We start from the raw sequence: 15670 nt of genomic DNA on the forward strand, positions 1-15670 counted from the left end.
GCGAAGGCTCAGGCGTTGGGCTCGACCACCACGGCCGTGCCGTAGGCCAGCACCTCGGTGACGCCTTCGGCCACGTCGTTGGCGTCGTAACGCATGGCGATCACCGCATTGGCGCCACGCTCCGCGGCGTGGCGCAGCATCAGTTCGAACGCCTCTTCGCGCGCGTGCTCGCACAGCTCGGTGTAGATGGTGATGTTGCCACCCACCAGGGTCTGCAGGGCAGCGCCCAGGTTGCCGACCACGCTGCGTGAACGCACCGTGATGCCGCGCACGATGCCCATGGGCCGCACAATGCGGTAACCGGGCAGCTCGTGGCTGGTGCTGACCATGTGAAGCGGAAGATTGGCGGGCATGACAGAACTCCGAGGCATGAAGACTGCTTGGATGCAGATCGTCATCTCCCCGCAGCAAGCGATCCAGTGCCGTTCCTCACCCTGCTCCCGCCAGCAAGGCGGCATAGCCCTCGCGCGCGTCCGGCCAGCGCGGAACGAAACCACTGGCGCGCAACCGCGCATTGCTCAGCCGCTTGCTGCCCACCCCTGGCGGGGCCGCGCCATCGGCCGGTGGCGGCACCCCGAGCAGGCGGGCCAGCTCGTCATACAGCACGTCCAGCGGTAGCGGCGTGTTGTCCACGCCCAGGCACAGAGACAGGGGTTCATCCAGCCCCAGCAAGTGCACGATGGCGGCCGCGGCGTCATCGACATGGATGCGGTTGGCCCAGTGCGGCCCCTTCCGCGGCACCCTTGCCTGCCCCGTGCGCAGCCGTTCGAGCAGTTGCAGCCGCCCGGGGCCATACAGGCCGGCGAGGCGCAGCACGGTCAAGGGCACCGGCTGCCGGGCGAGCCACTGCTCGGCCTCCAGCAAGATGCGGCCGTTGAAGCCCGGCGGGTCGGGCGCGGTGCACTCATCCACCCAGGCATCGCCATGCTCGCCGTATACGGCACTGGATGACACCAGCAGAACGCGTCGCAACGATGCCGCCTCCAGCGCGGCCAGCAGGTGGCGCGGGCCATCGACGAACACGCTGCGATAGGCCGCCTCATCCCGAGCGTCGGGCGCAGGCAGGTAGACCAGATGGTCCAGCCGGTCGGGCAGCGCGTCCAGGCTGGACGGATCACCCAGGTCGCCACGCAGCCAGCGAATGCCGCTGCCGTCATCGACACCGGGGCTGCGCCGCAACGCCCACACCTCGTCGCCCTGGGCCAGCAACCGCTGCGCCACGCGGCGGCCGACATCGCCGCAACCGGCGATCAATACACGGCGGCTCATGCCCCGGTTTCCGTCGTGCGGCGCCGCGCGGGACAGGCCCGCCTGCTAGCATTCACCCATGAATCCATCGTGCAACCTGTTCATCGTCGGCCCCACCGGCGCCGGTAAGACGTCCGTCGGACGTCGGCTCGCCGAGCATTATGGGCTGAGCTTCGTCGATCTCGACCAGGAGATCGAGCGGGTGTGCGGTGTGCCGGTGACCACCGTATTCGAGATCGAGGGCGAAGCCGGCTTTCGCCAGCGCGAAACCCAGTTGCTCGACGAATGCAGCCGCCGCAGCGGCGTGGTGCTGGCCACCGGCGCCGGCGCCGTGCTCGACCCGGCCAACCGGCGCGTGCTGGCCGAGCGCGGCTACGTGCTGTGGCTGCAGGCCACGGTGGAACAGCAGCTCGAGCGACTGGCCAACGACCGCCAGCGCCCTCTGCTCGCCGGCGCAGATCGCGCCGAGCGCCTCGCCTCCATGACGCAGGCACGCACGCCGTTCTATCAGGAGATCGCCGACCTGGTGATTCCCGGCGCCCACGAACACGTCCCTGCTGCCAGTGCTCGCAGCATTCTTTTGATCGACCTGCACTGGCAGCGCCAGCACGCCGCATGACCACTGAATCCCAGCTACGCACCATCGATGTTGCCCTCGGCACCCGCAGCTATCCGGTATGGATCGGCCCGGGCCTGCTCGCCGACCACGCGCGCTGGCGCGCCATGCTGCGCGGTCGCCATGCGCTGGTGATCAGCAACACCACGGTGGCGCCGCTGTACCTGGATCGCGTGGCGGCGGGGCTGGAAGGCCTGCACTGGTCCTCGTTCCTGCTGGACGACGGCGAGGCGCACAAGACCTTCGCCAACGTCGGCCGTGCGCTGGAAGCCCTGGCCCAGCTGAGCGCCACCCGCGACGCCTGCGTGGTGGCGCTGGGCGGCGGCGTGGTGGGCGACCTGGCCGGCTTCAGCGCGGCCTGCTGGATGCGCGGCATCGACTTCATCCAGATGCCAACCACGCTGTTGTCGATGGTGGACTCCTCCGTCGGCGGCAAGACCGGGGTGAACCTGCCCGCCGGCAAGAACCTGGTCGGTGCCTTCCACCAGCCACGCGCGGTGGTGGCCGACATCGACACCCTGGCCAGCCTGCCCGAGCGCGAATACCGCGCGGGACTGGCCGAAGTGATCAAGGGCGCGGCGATCGGCGACCCCGCCTTCTTCGCCTGGCTGGAACAGCATGCCGACGCGCTGAAGGCACGCGATGTCGCGCCGCTGATCGAGGCCATCGCACGCAAGGTGGTCTACAAGGCCGGCGTGGTGGCGCGCGACGAAACCGAACAGGGCGAACGTGCCCTGCTCAACCTCGGCCATACCTTCGGCCACGCGCTGGAAACCGCCGGCAAGTACCAGGTGCTGCTGCACGGTGAAGGCGTCGCGGTGGGCATGCTGCTGGCCGCCAAGCTGTCCGAGCGACTGGGCATGAGCGAGCCGGCCGACACCACCCGCCTACATCGCCTGCTGGAGACGGTGGGCTTGCCAACCGCCATTCCGCAGGGCATGCAGCCCGAGCAGTTGCTGGCGCTGATGCGGCTGGACAAGAAGAACCTGGCTGGCACGCTGCGACTGATCCTGTGGCGCGGCATTGGCCGCGCCGAGATCGTGGGCGGCGTGGATGAAGCCCAGGTGTTGGCGGTGCTGGAAGCGGCTACCCGCTGACGCCTTGCAGGAGCGCCCCTGTGCGTGACCGCCACGCAGGTTTGTCGCGCACAGGGTGCGCTTCTACAGAAGGCACAGTGCCGGGCGCGGCGGATCGTCGCGCTCGCTCCTGCGTGCCAAGCCTTCTAGAATGCGGGCTTCTCGGCCTGCTGCCGTTTTCCGAATCCGACCTGCATGCGCCTCTACCTGCAAGCCATCACCGCTACTGCCGAGGCGCCGCGTTATGTCCAGATCGCGCTGGAGCAGGATCTGCTGGGCGGCTGGACGCTGTACCGCGAGACAGGCGTGCAGGGTGGCAAGGCCACCTTGAAGCGCGAGCAGTTCCTCGAGCGCGACGATGCGCTCGCCGCCTTCGAAAAAGCACGCGACGCGCAGATCAAGCGCGGCTTCCGCGTGATGTTCAGCCAGGGCGTGGATGGCCCTTACGGATCCTGACATGAGCGATACCCTGAAGAACGACCGCTTCCTGCGTGCCTTGCGCCGCGAGGCTACCGATACCACGCCCGTCTGGGTCATGCGCCAGGCCGGTCGCTACCTGCCCGAGTACCGCGCCACCCGCGCCCGCGCCGGCAGCTTCATGGCCCTGGCGCAGAACCCGGAACTGGCCTGCGAGGTCACCCTGCAGCCGCTCGAACGCTTCGAGCTGGACGCGGCCATCCTGTTCTCCGACATCCTCACCATCCCCGATGCGATGGGCCTGGGCCTGAGTTTTGCCCAGGGCGAGGGCCCGCAGTTCGCCCATCCGGTGCGCAGCAAGGCCGACGTGCTGCGCCTGGGCGTGCCCGACATGGAGGGCGAGCTGCGCTATGTGATGGACGCGGTGCGCCTGATCCGCCGCGAGCTGCACGGCCGGGTTCCCCTGATCGGCTTCTCCGGCAGCCCGTGGACGCTGGCCTGCTACATGGTGGAAGGCCACGGTTCGCGCGATTTCGGCCATCTCAAGGCCATGTGCTGGAACGAGCCGGAGCTCGCACACCGCCTGCTCGATACCCTGGCCCGTGCGGTGGCGGCCTACCTGATCGCCCAGGCCGAAGCCGGCGCGCAGGCGTTGATGGTGTTCGACACCTGGGGCGGCCTGCTCGGACCGGCCTCGTTCCGCGAGTTCTCCTTGCGCACCATGGCCCAGGTGGTGGATGCCCTGAAAGCCCATCCGGCCAGCCGCGAGCTGCCGGTGATCCTGTTCTCCAAGGGGGCCGGCCAGCACCTGTCCGCCATGGCCGACACCGGCTGCGCGGGCCTGGGCGTGGACTGGACCATCGACCTGGCCGACGCCCGCCAGGCGGTGGCCGGCCGTGCCGCCCTGCAGGGCAACCTGGACCCGTCGGTCCTGCTGGCCAGTCCCGAGGTGATCCGCCGCGAGGTGCGCCGCGTGCTGGACAGCTACGGCAACCACCCCGGCCACGTGTTCAACCTAGGCCACGGGATCACCCCGGAGGTGAATCCGGAGCACGTGAAGGTGCTGGTGGATGAGGTTCACTCGTATGGGCGGCAGTTGCGGGGCTGAGCCGCGCCGGCTCCTCCAGAAGCGATGTGCAGCGAAGCTGCACGAGCCTTCAGTGCTTTGAGCTTTTGACCTTCATGCCCCCTTGAGCGGCGGTGAGGGGCGGACGATCAGGCCCCGCAGGGGTGCCGGGCAGGACGCCCGGCACTTTTCGTCGGGGCAGGAGCCCCGTCGAAAAGCCCGGCCGACCCTCACGGACTGGCCGGCGTAGCCGGACAGCGCCGCGATGGGGGTGCCCTTCTCTTTGGTTACTTTCTCTTGGGCAAGCAAGAGAAAGTGACCCGGCCTCCGGCAGGAGGTCGGAACGCCCGCCGCGTAGGCGGCCAGGTCGCTGTAGCGCGACAACCAAATATCGAGGCTCTGGACCCCGGCCTGTGCCGGGGTGACGGCTAAAGAATGAAATGTTGGGGCGAGCACCCGCCCCTCACCCCAACCCTCTCCCCGGAGGGGAGAGGGAGCAAAGGCGGAGGCGTAAGCCCGGCGGGCAGCCAAAAATGGCACCCCAGCGCCCCCACCCGTACAATCGACCCTTTACCGTCAATCCCCACGCGCCAGCCCCGGCGCGCAATCGCGAGCCCCTGATGGAAAAGAGTTTCGAGCCCGGCCAGATCGAATCGAAGTGGTATGCCGCCTGGGAAGCCAGCGGCGACTTCAAGCCGACCGGCCATGGCGAGCCGTACTGCATCCTGCTGCCGCCGCCGAACGTCACCGGCACCCTGCACATGGGCCATGCGTTCCAGCAGACCGTGATGGACATGCTGATCCGCTACCAGCGCATGCGCGGCATGAACACGCTGTGGCAGGTGGGCACCGACCACGCCGGCATCGCCACGCAGAAGATCGTGGAGAACCAGCTCGCGGTGGAGAACAAGACCCGCCACGACCTGGGCCGCGAAGCCTTCATCGAGCGCGTTTGGCAGTGGAAGGAAGAATCGGGCTCCACCATCACCAACCAGATGCGCCGGCTGGGCGTCGCCGCCGACTGGTCGCGCGAGCGCTTCACCATGGATCCGGGCCTGTCGGCCGCGGTGCGCAAGGTGTTCGTCGACTGGTACCGCGCGGGCCTGATCTACCGCGGCAACCGCCTGGTGAACTGGGACCCGGCGCTGGGCACGGCGGTCTCCGACCTTGAAGTGAACAACGTCGAGCGCGACGGCCACCTGTGGTCGATCCGCTATTTCACCGTCGATGGCAAGGACAGCGTCGTGGTGGCCACCACGCGTCCGGAAACCATGCTGGGCGACGTCGCCGTGGCCGTGCATCCGGAAGACGAGCGCCATGCGCGCCTGATCGGCCAGAAGCTGCGCCTGCCGCTGTCGGGCCGCGAGATTCCGGTGATCGCCGACGATTACGTCGATCGTGAATTCGGCACCGGCTTCGTGAAGATCACTCCGGCGCACGACTTCAACGACTACGCCATCGGCCAGCGCCACAACCTGGCACCGATCAACATCTTCACGCTCGACGCCAAGGTCAACGAGAACGCGCCGGAGAAGTACCGCGGCATGGACCGCTACGAGGCGCGCAAGGCCGTGCTGGCGGACCTGGAGGCCGAAGGCCTGCTGGTGGAGACCAAGCCGCACAAGCTGCAGGTGCCGGTGAGCCAGCGTTCGGACGCGGTGATCGAGCCGATGCTCACCGACCAGTGGTTCCTCGACCTGACCAGCGAGAAGGGCCGCAAGGAAATCACCGAGCCGGCGCTCGAGGCCGTGCGCGGCGGCGAGATCAAGTTCGTGCCCGAGAACTGGAGCACGACCTACACGCAGTGGCTGGACAACATCCAGGACTGGTGCATCAGCCGCCAGCTGTGGTGGGGCCATCGCATTCCGGCGTTCTACGACGAAGCCGGCAACATCTTCGTCGGCGAAGACGAAGCCGACGCGCGTGCGCACGCCAGCGTGCCGCCGGTCGGCGCGCTGCGCCAGGACGAGGACGTGCTCGACACCTGGTTCAGCTCCGCGCTGTGGCCGTTCTCCACCCTCGGCTGGCCGATGGACGGCCCGGTGAAGGACGAGCACGGCAACGTGGTGGCCAACTGGGAGAACGACCAGATCTTCCTGCCCAGCGCCGTGCTGGTCACCGGCTTCGACATCATCTTCTTCTGGGTCGCCCGCATGGTGATGGCGACCAAGTACTTCACCGGTCGCGTGCCGTTCCGCCATGTCTACATCAACGCCATCGTGCGTGATGCGGAAGGCCAGAAGATGTCCAAGTCCAAGGGCAACACGCTGGACCCGCTCGACCTGATCGACGGCATCGAGCTGGAGCCGCTGGTGGCCAAGTCCACCAAGTCGCTGCTGATCCCGCAGGTGCGCGAGAAGGTCGAAAAGCGCATCCGCAAGGACTACCCAACCGGCATCCCGGCCATCGGCACCGACGCGCTGCGCTTCACCTTCGCCGCGCTGGCCAGCTACAGCCGCACCATCAATTTCGACATCAAGCGCGCCGAAGGCTACAAGGCGTTCTGCAACAAGCTGTGGAACGCGGCGCGCTTCGTGCTGATGAACCTGCCGGAAGGCGAGCTTGCCGCGCCGGCCAACGGCCCGGTGACGGAAGCCGAGCGCTGGATCCTCACGCGCCTGAAGCAGACGCTCAACGACGTCGAACAGCACTTCGCCAGCTACCGCTTCGACCTGCTCGCCCAGGAACTCTATGAGTTCACCTGGAACGAGTTCTGCGACTGGTTCCTGGAGCTGTCCAAGCCCGCCTTGAACGGCGACGATGCTGCCGCCGCGGCTTCCACGCGCCACACGTTGGTGGTGGTGCTGGAAACCATCCTGCGCGCACTGCATCCGATCGTGCCGTTCATCAGCGAGGAGATCTGGCATTCGGTGGCACCGAAGCTCGGCCTCGATGCGAAGTTCCTGCTGGAGCGCCCCTGGCCGAAGGCCGACGACATCGTCGCCGACGACGCCGCCACCGCCGAGATCGAGTGGTTCAAGAACGTGCTGAGCGGCATCCGCCGCATCCGCGCGGAAATGAACATCGCGCCGGGCAAGACCATCCCGCTGCTGCTCGCCGACGGCGACGCGACGGATCGCGCGCGCGCCGCCAAGTTCGCCGCACAGATCAGCTTCCTCGCCCGCGTGGAAGCCCCGCAGTGGATCGAATCGGGCGCGGACGAACCGGCCGCCGCCGCCGCGGTGGTGGGTTCGCTGCGCGTGCTGATCCCGCTCGCCGGCCTGATCGACCTGGGTGCGGAAAAGGCTCGTCTCTCCAAGGAAATCGCCCGCATCGAGGGCGAGATCAAGAAGTGCGAAGGCAAGCTGGGCAACGCCAACTTCGTGGCCAATGCACCAGCGGAAGTGGTCGCACAGGAACGCCAGCGCATCACCGACTGGACCACGCAGGCCAACGCGCTGCGCGAGCAGGCGCAGAAGCTGGGATAACCCGCACTGCCTCCCTCTCCCCTCCGGGGAGAGGGTTGGGGTGAGGGGTCAATCTTGCGGCAATGCTGTTTCCAAGCGGGCTCCGATCACGCTCTTCTGCGAGCACTCGCTCCTCATCCCCGCCGGTGAAGGAGCCGAAAGCAACGCTAGGACGGCAGCAGGTCCTTCGCCATCACGATGGCGTCCTCGCGCCCTTCGCGGGCCGGGTAGTACTTCGGCCGGCGGCCAATCTCCTCGAAACCCATCGAGCGATAGAGGCTCTGTGCCACCGGATTGGACGGGCGTACTTCCAGGAACACGCGGCCGGCGCCGTTCCAGCGCGCGATGTCGAGCAGGCGACGCATCAGCAGGCGCCCCAGGCCTAGGCCGCGATGGGCCGGCCCGATGCAGACGTTGAGCACGTGCGCCTCGCCGGCCGCCACCGAGAGCACGCCGTAACCGGCCATTTCACCCTCGACCCACATCACCCAGGAGGGATGGCCGGCCTTCAGGCAGTCGCTGAAGATGCCCGCCGTCCACGGAAATTCATAGGACGCCGCTTCCATCTGGGCGACCAGCGGCACGTCGTCCCGACGCATCGCGCGGATCTCGGCGTGAGGTCGGGCGACGGCCACCATGCCGGCTACTCCTGCACTTGGGCCAGGGCGCGGCGCAGGCTGCGCAGCGCATTCCACAGGCGACGCTTGCTGGCACCCGACGCCAGCACGCTGGCCGGCTCGTCGGCCAGCACGATGTGTGCCTGGGCGAGCGCCGATGCGGGCAGCTCACGTCCCAGCGCATGCGCCTGCGCCTCTCCGAACACCAGATAGGCCCGCGCCAGCGGCGCAGAGGGCAGCTGTCCGCCGGCCACCTCGATGCGCGGCGCACGGGCCACGGCAGGCCCACTGGTGAGCAGCGCCCGCCCCAGCAGGTCCAGCTCGCGCGGCGAGCAGCCGGCGGGAATCAGCACCACGCAATCCCCGGCCGACATGCCGGCCGGCGCTGCCGCCACGAGTTCGTCCACCGCGACTGCAGCAGGCGCGGCGTCACGGCGTACCCAGGGGACCACCCCCAGGGCGCGCAGCACGCGGTCACGATGCGCCAGGGCGGCCATGGTCAGGCCACGCTCCGGCGGCGGCGGCGGGTGGCGCGCCCCCACAGGGTCATCACCGGGCCCGACAGCAGGTAAAGGGTGAACACCACGAACAGTACGCGCGGCGGGTCGATGAAGAACGGCACCAGCACCAGCACGGCGACGATGATCCACAGGAACGGCACGCGCCCCTCGCTCATCGGCAGCGACTTGAAGCTGTAGTAGCGGAAGCGGCTGACCATCAGCAGGCCCACCACCACGGCCATCACCGGCGTGATGAAGCAGACCTCTTCGCCGATGATGCCGAACTTGTCCATGCTCCATACGAAGGACATGCACACCGCGGCCGCGGCCGGGCTGGCCAGCCCCTGGAAGTAGCGCTTGTCGATCACCCCGACCTGGGTGTTGAAGCGCGCCAGGCGCAGGGCGGCGCATGCGGCGTAGATGAAGGCGGCGGCCCAACCGATCTTGCCCCAGGTGGGACCATAGTCCTTAAGGGTGGACAGCGACCAGGTGTACATCACCAGCGAGGGCGCCAGGCCGAAACTGACCAGGTCGGACAGCGAGTCGTACTGCACACCAAATTCGCTCTGGGTACCGGTGAGCCGGGCCACGCGACCGTCCATGCCGTCCAGCAGGGCAGCCACGAAAACCGCGATCGCCGCCGAGCTGTAGTCGCCGCCGATGCTCACCACGATGGCGTAGAACCCGGCGAACATCGCGCCGGTCGTGACCAGGTTGGGCAGCAGGTAAATGCCCCGATGGCGCGGCGGGCGGACGGGAGTACTGTCGGTCATGAATCAATCCGTGACGGAATACGCGCAGTGTAAACCATCCCCTGCTTGAGTCCGGCCGGGCGGGGTGTTAACAAATGCGCACCCTGTCTCACGCCCCGGAGAATGCCCGATGCGCCGCTTGCTGATTGCCACCGCGCTGCTGCTTGCCGCGCCCCTGGTCGCCGCCCAGACCTACAAGTGGACCGATGCCAATGGCACGGTGCACTACTCCGATTCGCCGCCGCCGCAGGGCACCAAGTACAACAAGGTGACCACTACCGGCACGGTGGAACCGCTGGCCGCGCCCGCCCCCAGCAGCTCGGGCGACAGCAGCGACAGCAGCGCCGCCAAGCCCAGCCAGCCGGCCCAGCCCATGGCCGATACACCCGAGAACCGGGCCAAGTACTGCGCCAGCCTGAAGAGCAATATCGACACGCTCAAGGGCTCCGGCCCGGTGGTGATGGAGCAGGACGGCCAGCAGAAGGTGTTGACCGCCGACCAGCGCCAGCAGCAGCAGGCTGCCGCCGAAGGCCAGGTCAAGCAGTTCTGCCCGGGCGGCTAAGTCCCCGGGCATGCAACGGCCTGCCGCACATCCGGCGGGCCGTGCTGCGGACCCGGCGCTGCGGATCGCTATAATCGACGTCTTTCACCCGCCGGATCCGTCACCCATGCGCCTCAGCCAATTCCACCTGGCCACCGTCAAGGAAGTTCCCGCCGACGCCGAAATCGCCAGCCATCAGCTGATGCTGCGCGCCGGCATGATCCGCAAGCTTGCTGCCGGCCTGTACACCTGGTCGCCGCTGGGCCTGCGCGTGCTGCGCAAGGTGGAAAACGTCGTGCGCGAGGAAATGGACCGCGCCGGCGCCATCGAACTGCTGATGCCGACCATCCAGCCCAAGGAACTGTGGGAGGAAAGCGGCCGCTGGGCGAAGTTCGGCCCGCAGCTGCTGAAGATCAAGGATCGCAAGGAGCAGGAGTTCTGCTACGCGCCCACCGCCGAGGAAGTGATCACCGACTACGCGCGCAACGAGCTCAAGAGCTACAAGCAGCTGCCGGTGAACTTCTACCAGATCCAGACCAAGTTCCGCGACGAGATCCGCCCGCGCTTCGGCGTGATGCGCGCGCGCGAGTTCCTGATGAAGGATGCCTATTCCTTTCATCTCAGCCAGGAATCGCTGCAGCAGACCTATGACGCCATGTACGGCGCGTACTCCAGCATCTTCACCCGCCTGGGCCTGAAGTTCCGCGCGGTGCAGGCCGACACCGGCGCCATCGGCGGCAACGCCAGCCACGAATTCCAGGTGCTGGCCGATTCGGGCGAGGACGCGCTGATCTTCTCCGACGGCTCGGACTATGCGGCCAACATCGAGAAGGCCGAAGCACTGGCACCGACCACCGCACGCCCTGCCCCGTCGGCCGAGCTCAAGCGCGTGGACACGCCCACGCAGAAGACCATCGAGGACGTTGCGGCCTTCCTCAAGGTCAGCCCCGAGCAGTGCATCAAGACCATCATCGTGCGCGGCACCGAGGGCCTGGTGGCGCTGTGCGTGCGCGGTGACCACGAGGTCAACGAAGTGAAGGCCGGCAAGCTGGCCGAGCTGCCGGGCGGCGAGTCCGTGCTGGCCAGCGAGGAAGAGATCCTCGCCGTCACCGGTACGCGCCCCGGCTTCATCGGCCCGGTGGGCCTGCCGGCGGAGATCCCGGTGATCGTCGACCGCAGCGCGGCCGTGCTGGCCGACTTCGTCTGCGGCGGCAACCAGGACGGCACCCATTACACCGGCGCCAACTGGGAGCGCGATGCCCGCGTCGCCCGCGTGGAGGACATCCGCAAGGTAGTCGCCGGCGATCCCTCGCCGGACGGCAAGGGCACCCTGCAGATCGCGCGCGGCATCGAGGTAGGCCACGTGTTCCAGCTCGGCCCCAAGTATGCCGAGGCGCTCAAGGCCACCGTGCTGGACGAGAACGGCAAGGCCCAGGTGATGCTGATGGGCTGCTACGGCGTCGGCGTCAGCCGCATCGTGGCCGCCGCCATCGAGCAGCGCCACGATGACGCCGGCATCATCTGGCCGGAGCCGATGGCGCCTTGGCGCGTGGTGGTCTGCGTGATCAACCCGAAGAACTCGCCGGAAATCGCCCAGGCCGCCGACAAGCTCTACCGCGAACTGCAGCAGCGCGGCATCGACGTCGCGCTGGATGACCGCGGCCTGCGCCCGGGCGCCATGTTTGCCGACATGGAGCTGATCGGCATCCCGCACCGCGTGGTGGTCAGCGAACGTGGGCTCGCCGCCGGCACGCTGGAATACCGTGCCCGGCACGAGGCGGAGGCCCGCGCCATCAGCCAGGACGAGCTATTCGCCCTGCTGGGCTGATCGCTCCCCTCGCCAACAACCCCGAAACGGCCGCGCAAGCGGCCGTTTTCTTTTGCAATGGCCAGGCCGGGAACTTTTCAAATGAAACGATTTCCGAAAATGGCCGGGGATAATCGTTCTGCCATTAATGCCATTTAGGATGGATGGAAATCGACATTACGCTTTGCATTACGCGTTTATATCGGTAAGAATCGAATGATCCCTCTGGACGCATGGCCCATCTGCCATATCCGTCCATTAGCCAATGCTCACCCCCGGAGTTGCTCATGGCAGTCGATATCAAGAACCTCAATCACAACCAGCTCAACGACCTGATCAACAAGGCTCAGCAGCGCCAGGGCGAACTGCGCAAGGAAAAAGTCGGCAAGCTGCGTGAAAAGATCCACGCGCTGATCAAGGCCGAGGGATATACGTTCGAGGATATTTTCGGGCATGGCCGGGCCGGCAAGACCCGCCGCAGCGGTGGCACCGTGGCCCCGAAATACCGCAATCCGGCCGACCCGGAACAGACCTGGTCCGGTCGCGGCAAGCGCCCGCGCTGGTTCAACGATGCGCTCAAGGCAGGCAAGAAGGAAAAAGACCTGGCGATCTGATCGCCCGGCCATTATCACCCTGAAAAACGCCGGCCCCTGGCCGGCGTTTTTTGTTTTCAATTGCGGGTATTTACAGCGAGCGACGCGGCGCCACCAGCAGGTCGCCAAACAACAGGCCGGCCACCAGCGCGATCAACAGGGTGATCAGCAGCAGCATGGTATCCATGCCCAGGGTAGTGTCCCGTTCCAGCAGATAGGACACGCTGCGGAAGCCTACGCTGCCGGGCACCAACAGGATGATGCCCGGTTCGCGGATGATCGCTCCCGGTCGATGCACGAAGCGCGCGTACACATTGGCCAGGCTGCCCAGCACCAGGCCACCCAGGAACACACCGAACGGCGCCGCCGGCAACTTGCCGGCGAGCGCGCCGCCCCAGCGCGTGGCCAGGTAGCCCAGCACCACCGCCGCCATCACCACCAGCCAGTCGCGGCGTGCCGCGCGGAATGACACGGCGAAGGCAAAGGCACCCACCAGCAGCGCCGGATAATCGGTCCATTGCGGCAGCGGCGGCAGCGCGTAGTCGCGCCCCTCGATGCCCAGCGCGTTGCACAGCTGGGTGGCCGCCACCGCGCCGAAGGTCAACTTGATCAGGGTGGCGATCGCCCCGCCCATGCGCGCCACCCCGGCCACCAGATGCTGGCTGGAGATCTCGCGCACCGCCGTGGTCAACGCCATGCCAGGCATCAGCACGATCAGCCCGGCCAGGATCACCGACTTGATCGCCAGCGGCACCACGAACTGGCTGACCACGATGGCGATGATGGTGGCCACCAGCGCGCTGATCGCCTCACTGGCCACCGCCAGGCGCGGCCGCGTGGCCGACAGCACGGTGATGGTGCCGATGATCAGGCCGATCAGCGCCGCCGTGATCAGGTCGGCCCAGGAACTGTGCAACAGCAGCGCCACCACGCTGGCCGCGGCCAGCCCGTAGCTGCCGATCACCCCGGCCTGCGCCCGGCGCGTATCCGGTCGTCCCAGTTCGCGCAGCAGGCGAAAGCCTTCGCGCAACTCGATGTCGCCGGCAATCACCTTGTCCGCGATGGCATCGGCCTCGCTCAACCTCGCCAGATTCACGTCGCCCGGCGCCAGGCGCATCACCTGGGTGACTTGCGCCACCTCGTCCTCGCCCTGGGTGAGGTCGGTAAACGAAATGATGATGGCCGTGGGGCTGGACCACACGTCCGCCTGCAGGCCCAGGCGTTGCGCAGAACCCGCGATCGCTCCCTCCAGGCGCGGCGCCGCCGTGCCGTACTGGTGCAGGCGACGGGCAAGCTCAAGCAGGAAGGCGATGCGCGTGTTGAGCGGTGCCGCCGCCAGTGGCGTGAGGACCACGGGGTGATTCATCGCATACGCGCTCACGGGGAAATCGGGTTCATGGCGGGAAAAACGAAGTGGCCGTCTGTATGGCCACTAGTAGAACTGATTTGGATGGCTGATGGCAGGGGTAGCGAGGAAGGCTCCGGTATTTGCTGAACCCTCGTGCCCGGTGCGCTCCTACAGGGGCGGCGCTACACGCCGGGCCGTCAGCCCGGCACCACCGCCTTCACCAGCAGGGTCGTGCCATCCACGCCAACCACCTCCACCATGCTCCCCACCGGCAGGTCGGGCCCGCGCACCAGCCACAGGCTGTCGCCGACCTTGGCCTTGCCGCGGCCGTTGATGATGGGCTCGGCCAGTACATAGCGTTGCCCGATCTTCTGTTCGCCGCGACGATTGAGCGTGGCGTCGCCCGGTTCGTTGCGCATCAGGCGCGGGCGCAGGCCGTACCAGTAGGCGGCGCAGGACAGAAAGGCCAGTGCAGCGAACACCAGCGCCTGCGCGAGCAGCGAAAGACCTGGGGCGACCAGCACCACCAGCCCGGTGAGGCCGGCGGCGATGCCGATCCAGAGCATAAAGTAGCCGGGCAGGATCACCTCGATGGCGATCAGTACCAGGGCGAGGATCCACCACCAGTAGTGCAGCGCAAAGGCTTCCATGGCGCCTCCGCTCAACCGACCGGCGGCGGTACGCGGCGACCGGTGTTGCCGGACGGCCCCTGTTGCTGGGCGAACGATTCCTTGGCGAGCTCGGCGATACCCGACAGCGAGCCCAGGATGCCGGTGGCCTCCATTGGCAGCAGCACCATCTTCTGGTTGGGCGAGTGGGCCATTTCCTTCAGCGCCTCGACGTACTTGTTGGCCACGAAATAGTTCAGCGCGTTGACGTTGCCGTTGGCGATCGCCTCGGACACCATCTTGGTCGCCTGCGCCTCGGCCTCGGCGAGGCGGATGCGTGCCTCGGCCTCGCGGAAGGCGGCCTCCTTCTTGCCCTCGGCCTGCAGGATCGCCGACTGCTTTTCACCGTCCGCCTTGAGCACGGCGGCCTGGCGCTGGCCTTCGGCCTCCAGGATGTTGGCGCGCTTTTCGCGCTCGGCCTTCATCTGGCGCGCCATCGAATCGACCAGGTCGCGCGGCGGCGCGATGTCCTTGATCTCGATGCGGTTGACCTTGACGCCCCACGGATGGGTGGCCTCGTCCACCACGGTCAGCAGCTTGGCGTTGATGGCGTCGCGCTGGCTCAGCGATTCGTCCAGGTCCATCGAGCCGAGCACGGTGCGGATATTGGTCATCACCAGCGCCAGCGCCGCCTGCTCGAGATTGGCCACCTCGTAGGCGGCCTTGGCGGCGTCCAGTACCTGATAGAACACCACGCCATCCACCCGCACCACGGCGTTGTCCTTGGTGATGACGTCCTGCGAGGGCACGTCCAGCACCTGCTCCATCATGTTCATCCTGCGGCCGATGCCGTAGATGAAGGGCACCAGGAAATGCAGGCCCGGCGTGAGGGTGCGCGTGTAACGACCAAAGCGCTCCACCGTCCACTCGTAGCCCTGCGGCACGATGCGCACCAGCTTGGCGAGCACGATCACCACCACCGCGACCACGACCAACGCAAACAGCTGCCCCATTGCCGTCCCCTGCATCCATGAAAGTTGCCTGGAGTATAGGCGAGCGTCCCGGCCGGCGTGC

The 15670-nt window shown here is 67.3% G+C and carries 16 protein-coding genes; 8 read left to right on the forward strand and 8 right to left on the reverse strand.

What is annotated here, in order from left to right:
* Positions 1-8 precede the first annotated feature (8 nt).
* Both DVU99_RS02715 and DVU99_RS02720 read right to left on the reverse strand, forming a co-directional pair.
* Positions 9-353 carry a YbjQ family protein gene (locus tag DVU99_RS02715; protein WP_114238670.1) on the reverse strand — a complete coding sequence of 115 codons (345 nt, stop codon included), beginning with the start codon at positions 351-353 and terminating at the stop codon, positions 9-11.
* Positions 354-429: 76 nt separating this feature from the next.
* Positions 430-1269 carry an NAD-dependent epimerase/dehydratase family protein gene (locus DVU99_RS02720; protein ID WP_114238671.1) on the reverse strand — a complete coding sequence of 280 codons (840 nt, stop codon included), beginning with the start codon at positions 1267-1269 and terminating at the stop codon, positions 430-432.
* 58 nt (positions 1270-1327) lie between these two features.
* Here DVU99_RS02720 and DVU99_RS02725 point away from each other — a divergent pair, with 58 nt between their 5' ends.
* The 5 genes from DVU99_RS02725 (at position 1328) to DVU99_RS02745 (ending at position 7851) form a co-directional block, all read left to right on the forward strand.
* Entirely contained in the window at positions 1328-1867 is a 540-nt protein-coding gene (locus tag DVU99_RS02725) for a shikimate kinase (RefSeq protein ID WP_114238672.1), read from the forward strand.
* Complete coding sequence (aroB, locus tag DVU99_RS02730; RefSeq protein WP_114238673.1) at positions 1864-2961, forward strand: 3-dehydroquinate synthase; 1098 nt, start codon at positions 1864-1866, stop codon at positions 2959-2961. The genes DVU99_RS02725 and aroB overlap by 4 nt, the downstream gene beginning before the upstream one ends.
* 174 nt (positions 2962-3135) lie before the next feature.
* Positions 3136-3396 (forward strand): WGR domain-containing protein, encoded by a 261-nt coding sequence (locus tag DVU99_RS02735; RefSeq protein ID WP_114238674.1) that lies wholly within the window; start codon positions 3136-3138, stop codon positions 3394-3396.
* Position 3397: 1 nt separating this feature from the next.
* Positions 3398-4465, forward strand: coding sequence for a uroporphyrinogen decarboxylase (hemE, locus tag DVU99_RS02740; protein WP_114238675.1), 1068 nt, complete (start codon positions 3398-3400; stop codon positions 4463-4465).
* A gap of 578 nt (positions 4466-5043) precedes the next feature.
* Positions 5044-7851 carry a valine--tRNA ligase gene (locus DVU99_RS02745; RefSeq protein ID WP_114238676.1) on the forward strand — a complete coding sequence of 936 codons (2808 nt, stop codon included), beginning with the start codon at positions 5044-5046 and terminating at the stop codon, positions 7849-7851.
* A gap of 146 nt (positions 7852-7997) precedes the next feature.
* On the opposite strand, the gene rimI is transcribed toward DVU99_RS02745, so the two are convergent.
* The 3 genes from rimI to pssA are packed head-to-tail and all read right to left on the reverse strand — an operon-like array spanning position 7998 to position 9720.
* The gene (gene rimI, locus DVU99_RS02750; protein WP_114238677.1) at positions 7998-8468 is read right to left on the reverse strand and encodes a ribosomal protein S18-alanine N-acetyltransferase; all 471 of its coding nucleotides are present in this window, start codon (positions 8466-8468) and stop codon (positions 7998-8000) included.
* 5 nt (positions 8469-8473) lie between these two features.
* On the reverse strand, positions 8474-8944 hold the full coding sequence (locus tag DVU99_RS02755; protein ID WP_114239033.1) for a hypothetical protein: 471 nt from the start codon (positions 8942-8944) through the stop codon (positions 8474-8476).
* A gap of 2 nt (positions 8945-8946) precedes the next feature.
* On the reverse strand, positions 8947-9720 hold the full coding sequence (pssA, locus tag DVU99_RS02760; protein ID WP_114238678.1) for a CDP-diacylglycerol--serine O-phosphatidyltransferase: 774 nt from the start codon (positions 9718-9720) through the stop codon (positions 8947-8949).
* 109 nt (positions 9721-9829) lie between these two features.
* Here pssA and DVU99_RS02765 point away from each other — a divergent pair, with 109 nt between their 5' ends.
* The 3 genes from DVU99_RS02765 to DVU99_RS02775 all read left to right on the forward strand — a co-directional run bounded on the left by DVU99_RS02765 (position 9830) and on the right by DVU99_RS02775 (position 12661).
* Entirely contained in the window at positions 9830-10261 is a 432-nt protein-coding gene (locus DVU99_RS02765) for a DUF4124 domain-containing protein (protein WP_114238679.1), read from the forward strand.
* A gap of 106 nt (positions 10262-10367) precedes the next feature.
* Complete coding sequence (locus DVU99_RS02770) at positions 10368-12068, forward strand: proline--tRNA ligase (RefSeq protein ID WP_114238680.1); 1701 nt, start codon at positions 10368-10370, stop codon at positions 12066-12068.
* Positions 12069-12334: 266 nt separating this feature from the next.
* Positions 12335-12661 carry an H-NS family nucleoid-associated regulatory protein gene (locus DVU99_RS02775; protein WP_114238681.1) on the forward strand — a complete coding sequence of 109 codons (327 nt, stop codon included), beginning with the start codon at positions 12335-12337 and terminating at the stop codon, positions 12659-12661.
* Positions 12662-12731: 70 nt separating this feature from the next.
* On the opposite strand, the gene DVU99_RS02780 is transcribed toward DVU99_RS02775, so the two are convergent.
* The 3 genes from DVU99_RS02780 to DVU99_RS02790 all read right to left on the reverse strand — a co-directional run bounded on the left by DVU99_RS02780 (position 12732) and on the right by DVU99_RS02790 (position 15609).
* The gene (locus tag DVU99_RS02780; RefSeq protein ID WP_114238682.1) at positions 12732-14006 is read right to left on the reverse strand and encodes a threonine/serine exporter ThrE family protein; all 1275 of its coding nucleotides are present in this window, start codon (positions 14004-14006) and stop codon (positions 12732-12734) included.
* 179 nt (positions 14007-14185) lie between these two features.
* Positions 14186-14638 carry an NfeD family protein gene (locus DVU99_RS02785; protein ID WP_114238683.1) on the reverse strand — a complete coding sequence of 151 codons (453 nt, stop codon included), beginning with the start codon at positions 14636-14638 and terminating at the stop codon, positions 14186-14188.
* Positions 14639-14649: 11 nt separating this feature from the next.
* Entirely contained in the window at positions 14650-15609 is a 960-nt protein-coding gene (locus DVU99_RS02790) for an SPFH domain-containing protein (RefSeq protein ID WP_114238684.1), read from the reverse strand.
* Positions 15610-15670: the final 61 nt, after the last annotated feature.

The organism is Dyella sp. C9 (assembly GCF_003332825.1).
Classification (GTDB): Bacteria; Pseudomonadota; Gammaproteobacteria; order Xanthomonadales; family Rhodanobacteraceae; genus Dyella.

Bases quoted from the DNA above. Each gene is read 5' to 3' on its own strand.
- DVU99_RS02715 (WP_114238670.1), bottom strand. From the start codon at position 353: ATGCCCGCCAATCTTCCGCTTCACATGGTCAGCACCAGCCACGAGCTG.
- DVU99_RS02720 (WP_114238671.1), bottom strand. From the start codon at position 1,269: ATGAGCCGCCGTGTATTGATCGCCGGTTGCGGCGATGTCGGCCGCCGC.
- DVU99_RS02725 (WP_114238672.1), top strand. From the start codon at position 1,328: ATGAATCCATCGTGCAACCTGTTCATCGTCGGCCCCACCGGCGCCGGT.
- aroB (WP_114238673.1), top strand. From the start codon at position 1,864: ATGACCACTGAATCCCAGCTACGCACCATCGATGTTGCCCTCGGCACC.
- DVU99_RS02735 (WP_114238674.1), top strand. From the start codon at position 3,136: ATGCGCCTCTACCTGCAAGCCATCACCGCTACTGCCGAGGCGCCGCGT.
- hemE (WP_114238675.1), top strand. From the start codon at position 3,398: ATGAGCGATACCCTGAAGAACGACCGCTTCCTGCGTGCCTTGCGCCGC.
- DVU99_RS02745 (WP_114238676.1), top strand. From the start codon at position 5,044: ATGGAAAAGAGTTTCGAGCCCGGCCAGATCGAATCGAAGTGGTATGCC.
- rimI (WP_114238677.1), bottom strand. From the start codon at position 8,468: ATGGTGGCCGTCGCCCGACCTCACGCCGAGATCCGCGCGATGCGTCGG.
- DVU99_RS02755 (WP_114239033.1), bottom strand. From the start codon at position 8,944: ATGGCCGCCCTGGCGCATCGTGACCGCGTGCTGCGCGCCCTGGGGGTG.
- pssA (WP_114238678.1), bottom strand. From the start codon at position 9,720: ATGACCGACAGTACTCCCGTCCGCCCGCCGCGCCATCGGGGCATTTAC.
- DVU99_RS02765 (WP_114238679.1), top strand. From the start codon at position 9,830: ATGCGCCGCTTGCTGATTGCCACCGCGCTGCTGCTTGCCGCGCCCCTG.
- DVU99_RS02770 (WP_114238680.1), top strand. From the start codon at position 10,368: ATGCGCCTCAGCCAATTCCACCTGGCCACCGTCAAGGAAGTTCCCGCC.
- DVU99_RS02775 (WP_114238681.1), top strand. From the start codon at position 12,335: ATGGCAGTCGATATCAAGAACCTCAATCACAACCAGCTCAACGACCTG.
- DVU99_RS02780 (WP_114238682.1), bottom strand. From the start codon at position 14,006: ATGAATCACCCCGTGGTCCTCACGCCACTGGCGGCGGCACCGCTCAAC.
- DVU99_RS02785 (WP_114238683.1), bottom strand. From the start codon at position 14,638: ATGGAAGCCTTTGCGCTGCACTACTGGTGGTGGATCCTCGCCCTGGTA.
- DVU99_RS02790 (WP_114238684.1), bottom strand. From the start codon at position 15,609: ATGGGGCAGCTGTTTGCGTTGGTCGTGGTCGCGGTGGTGGTGATCGTG.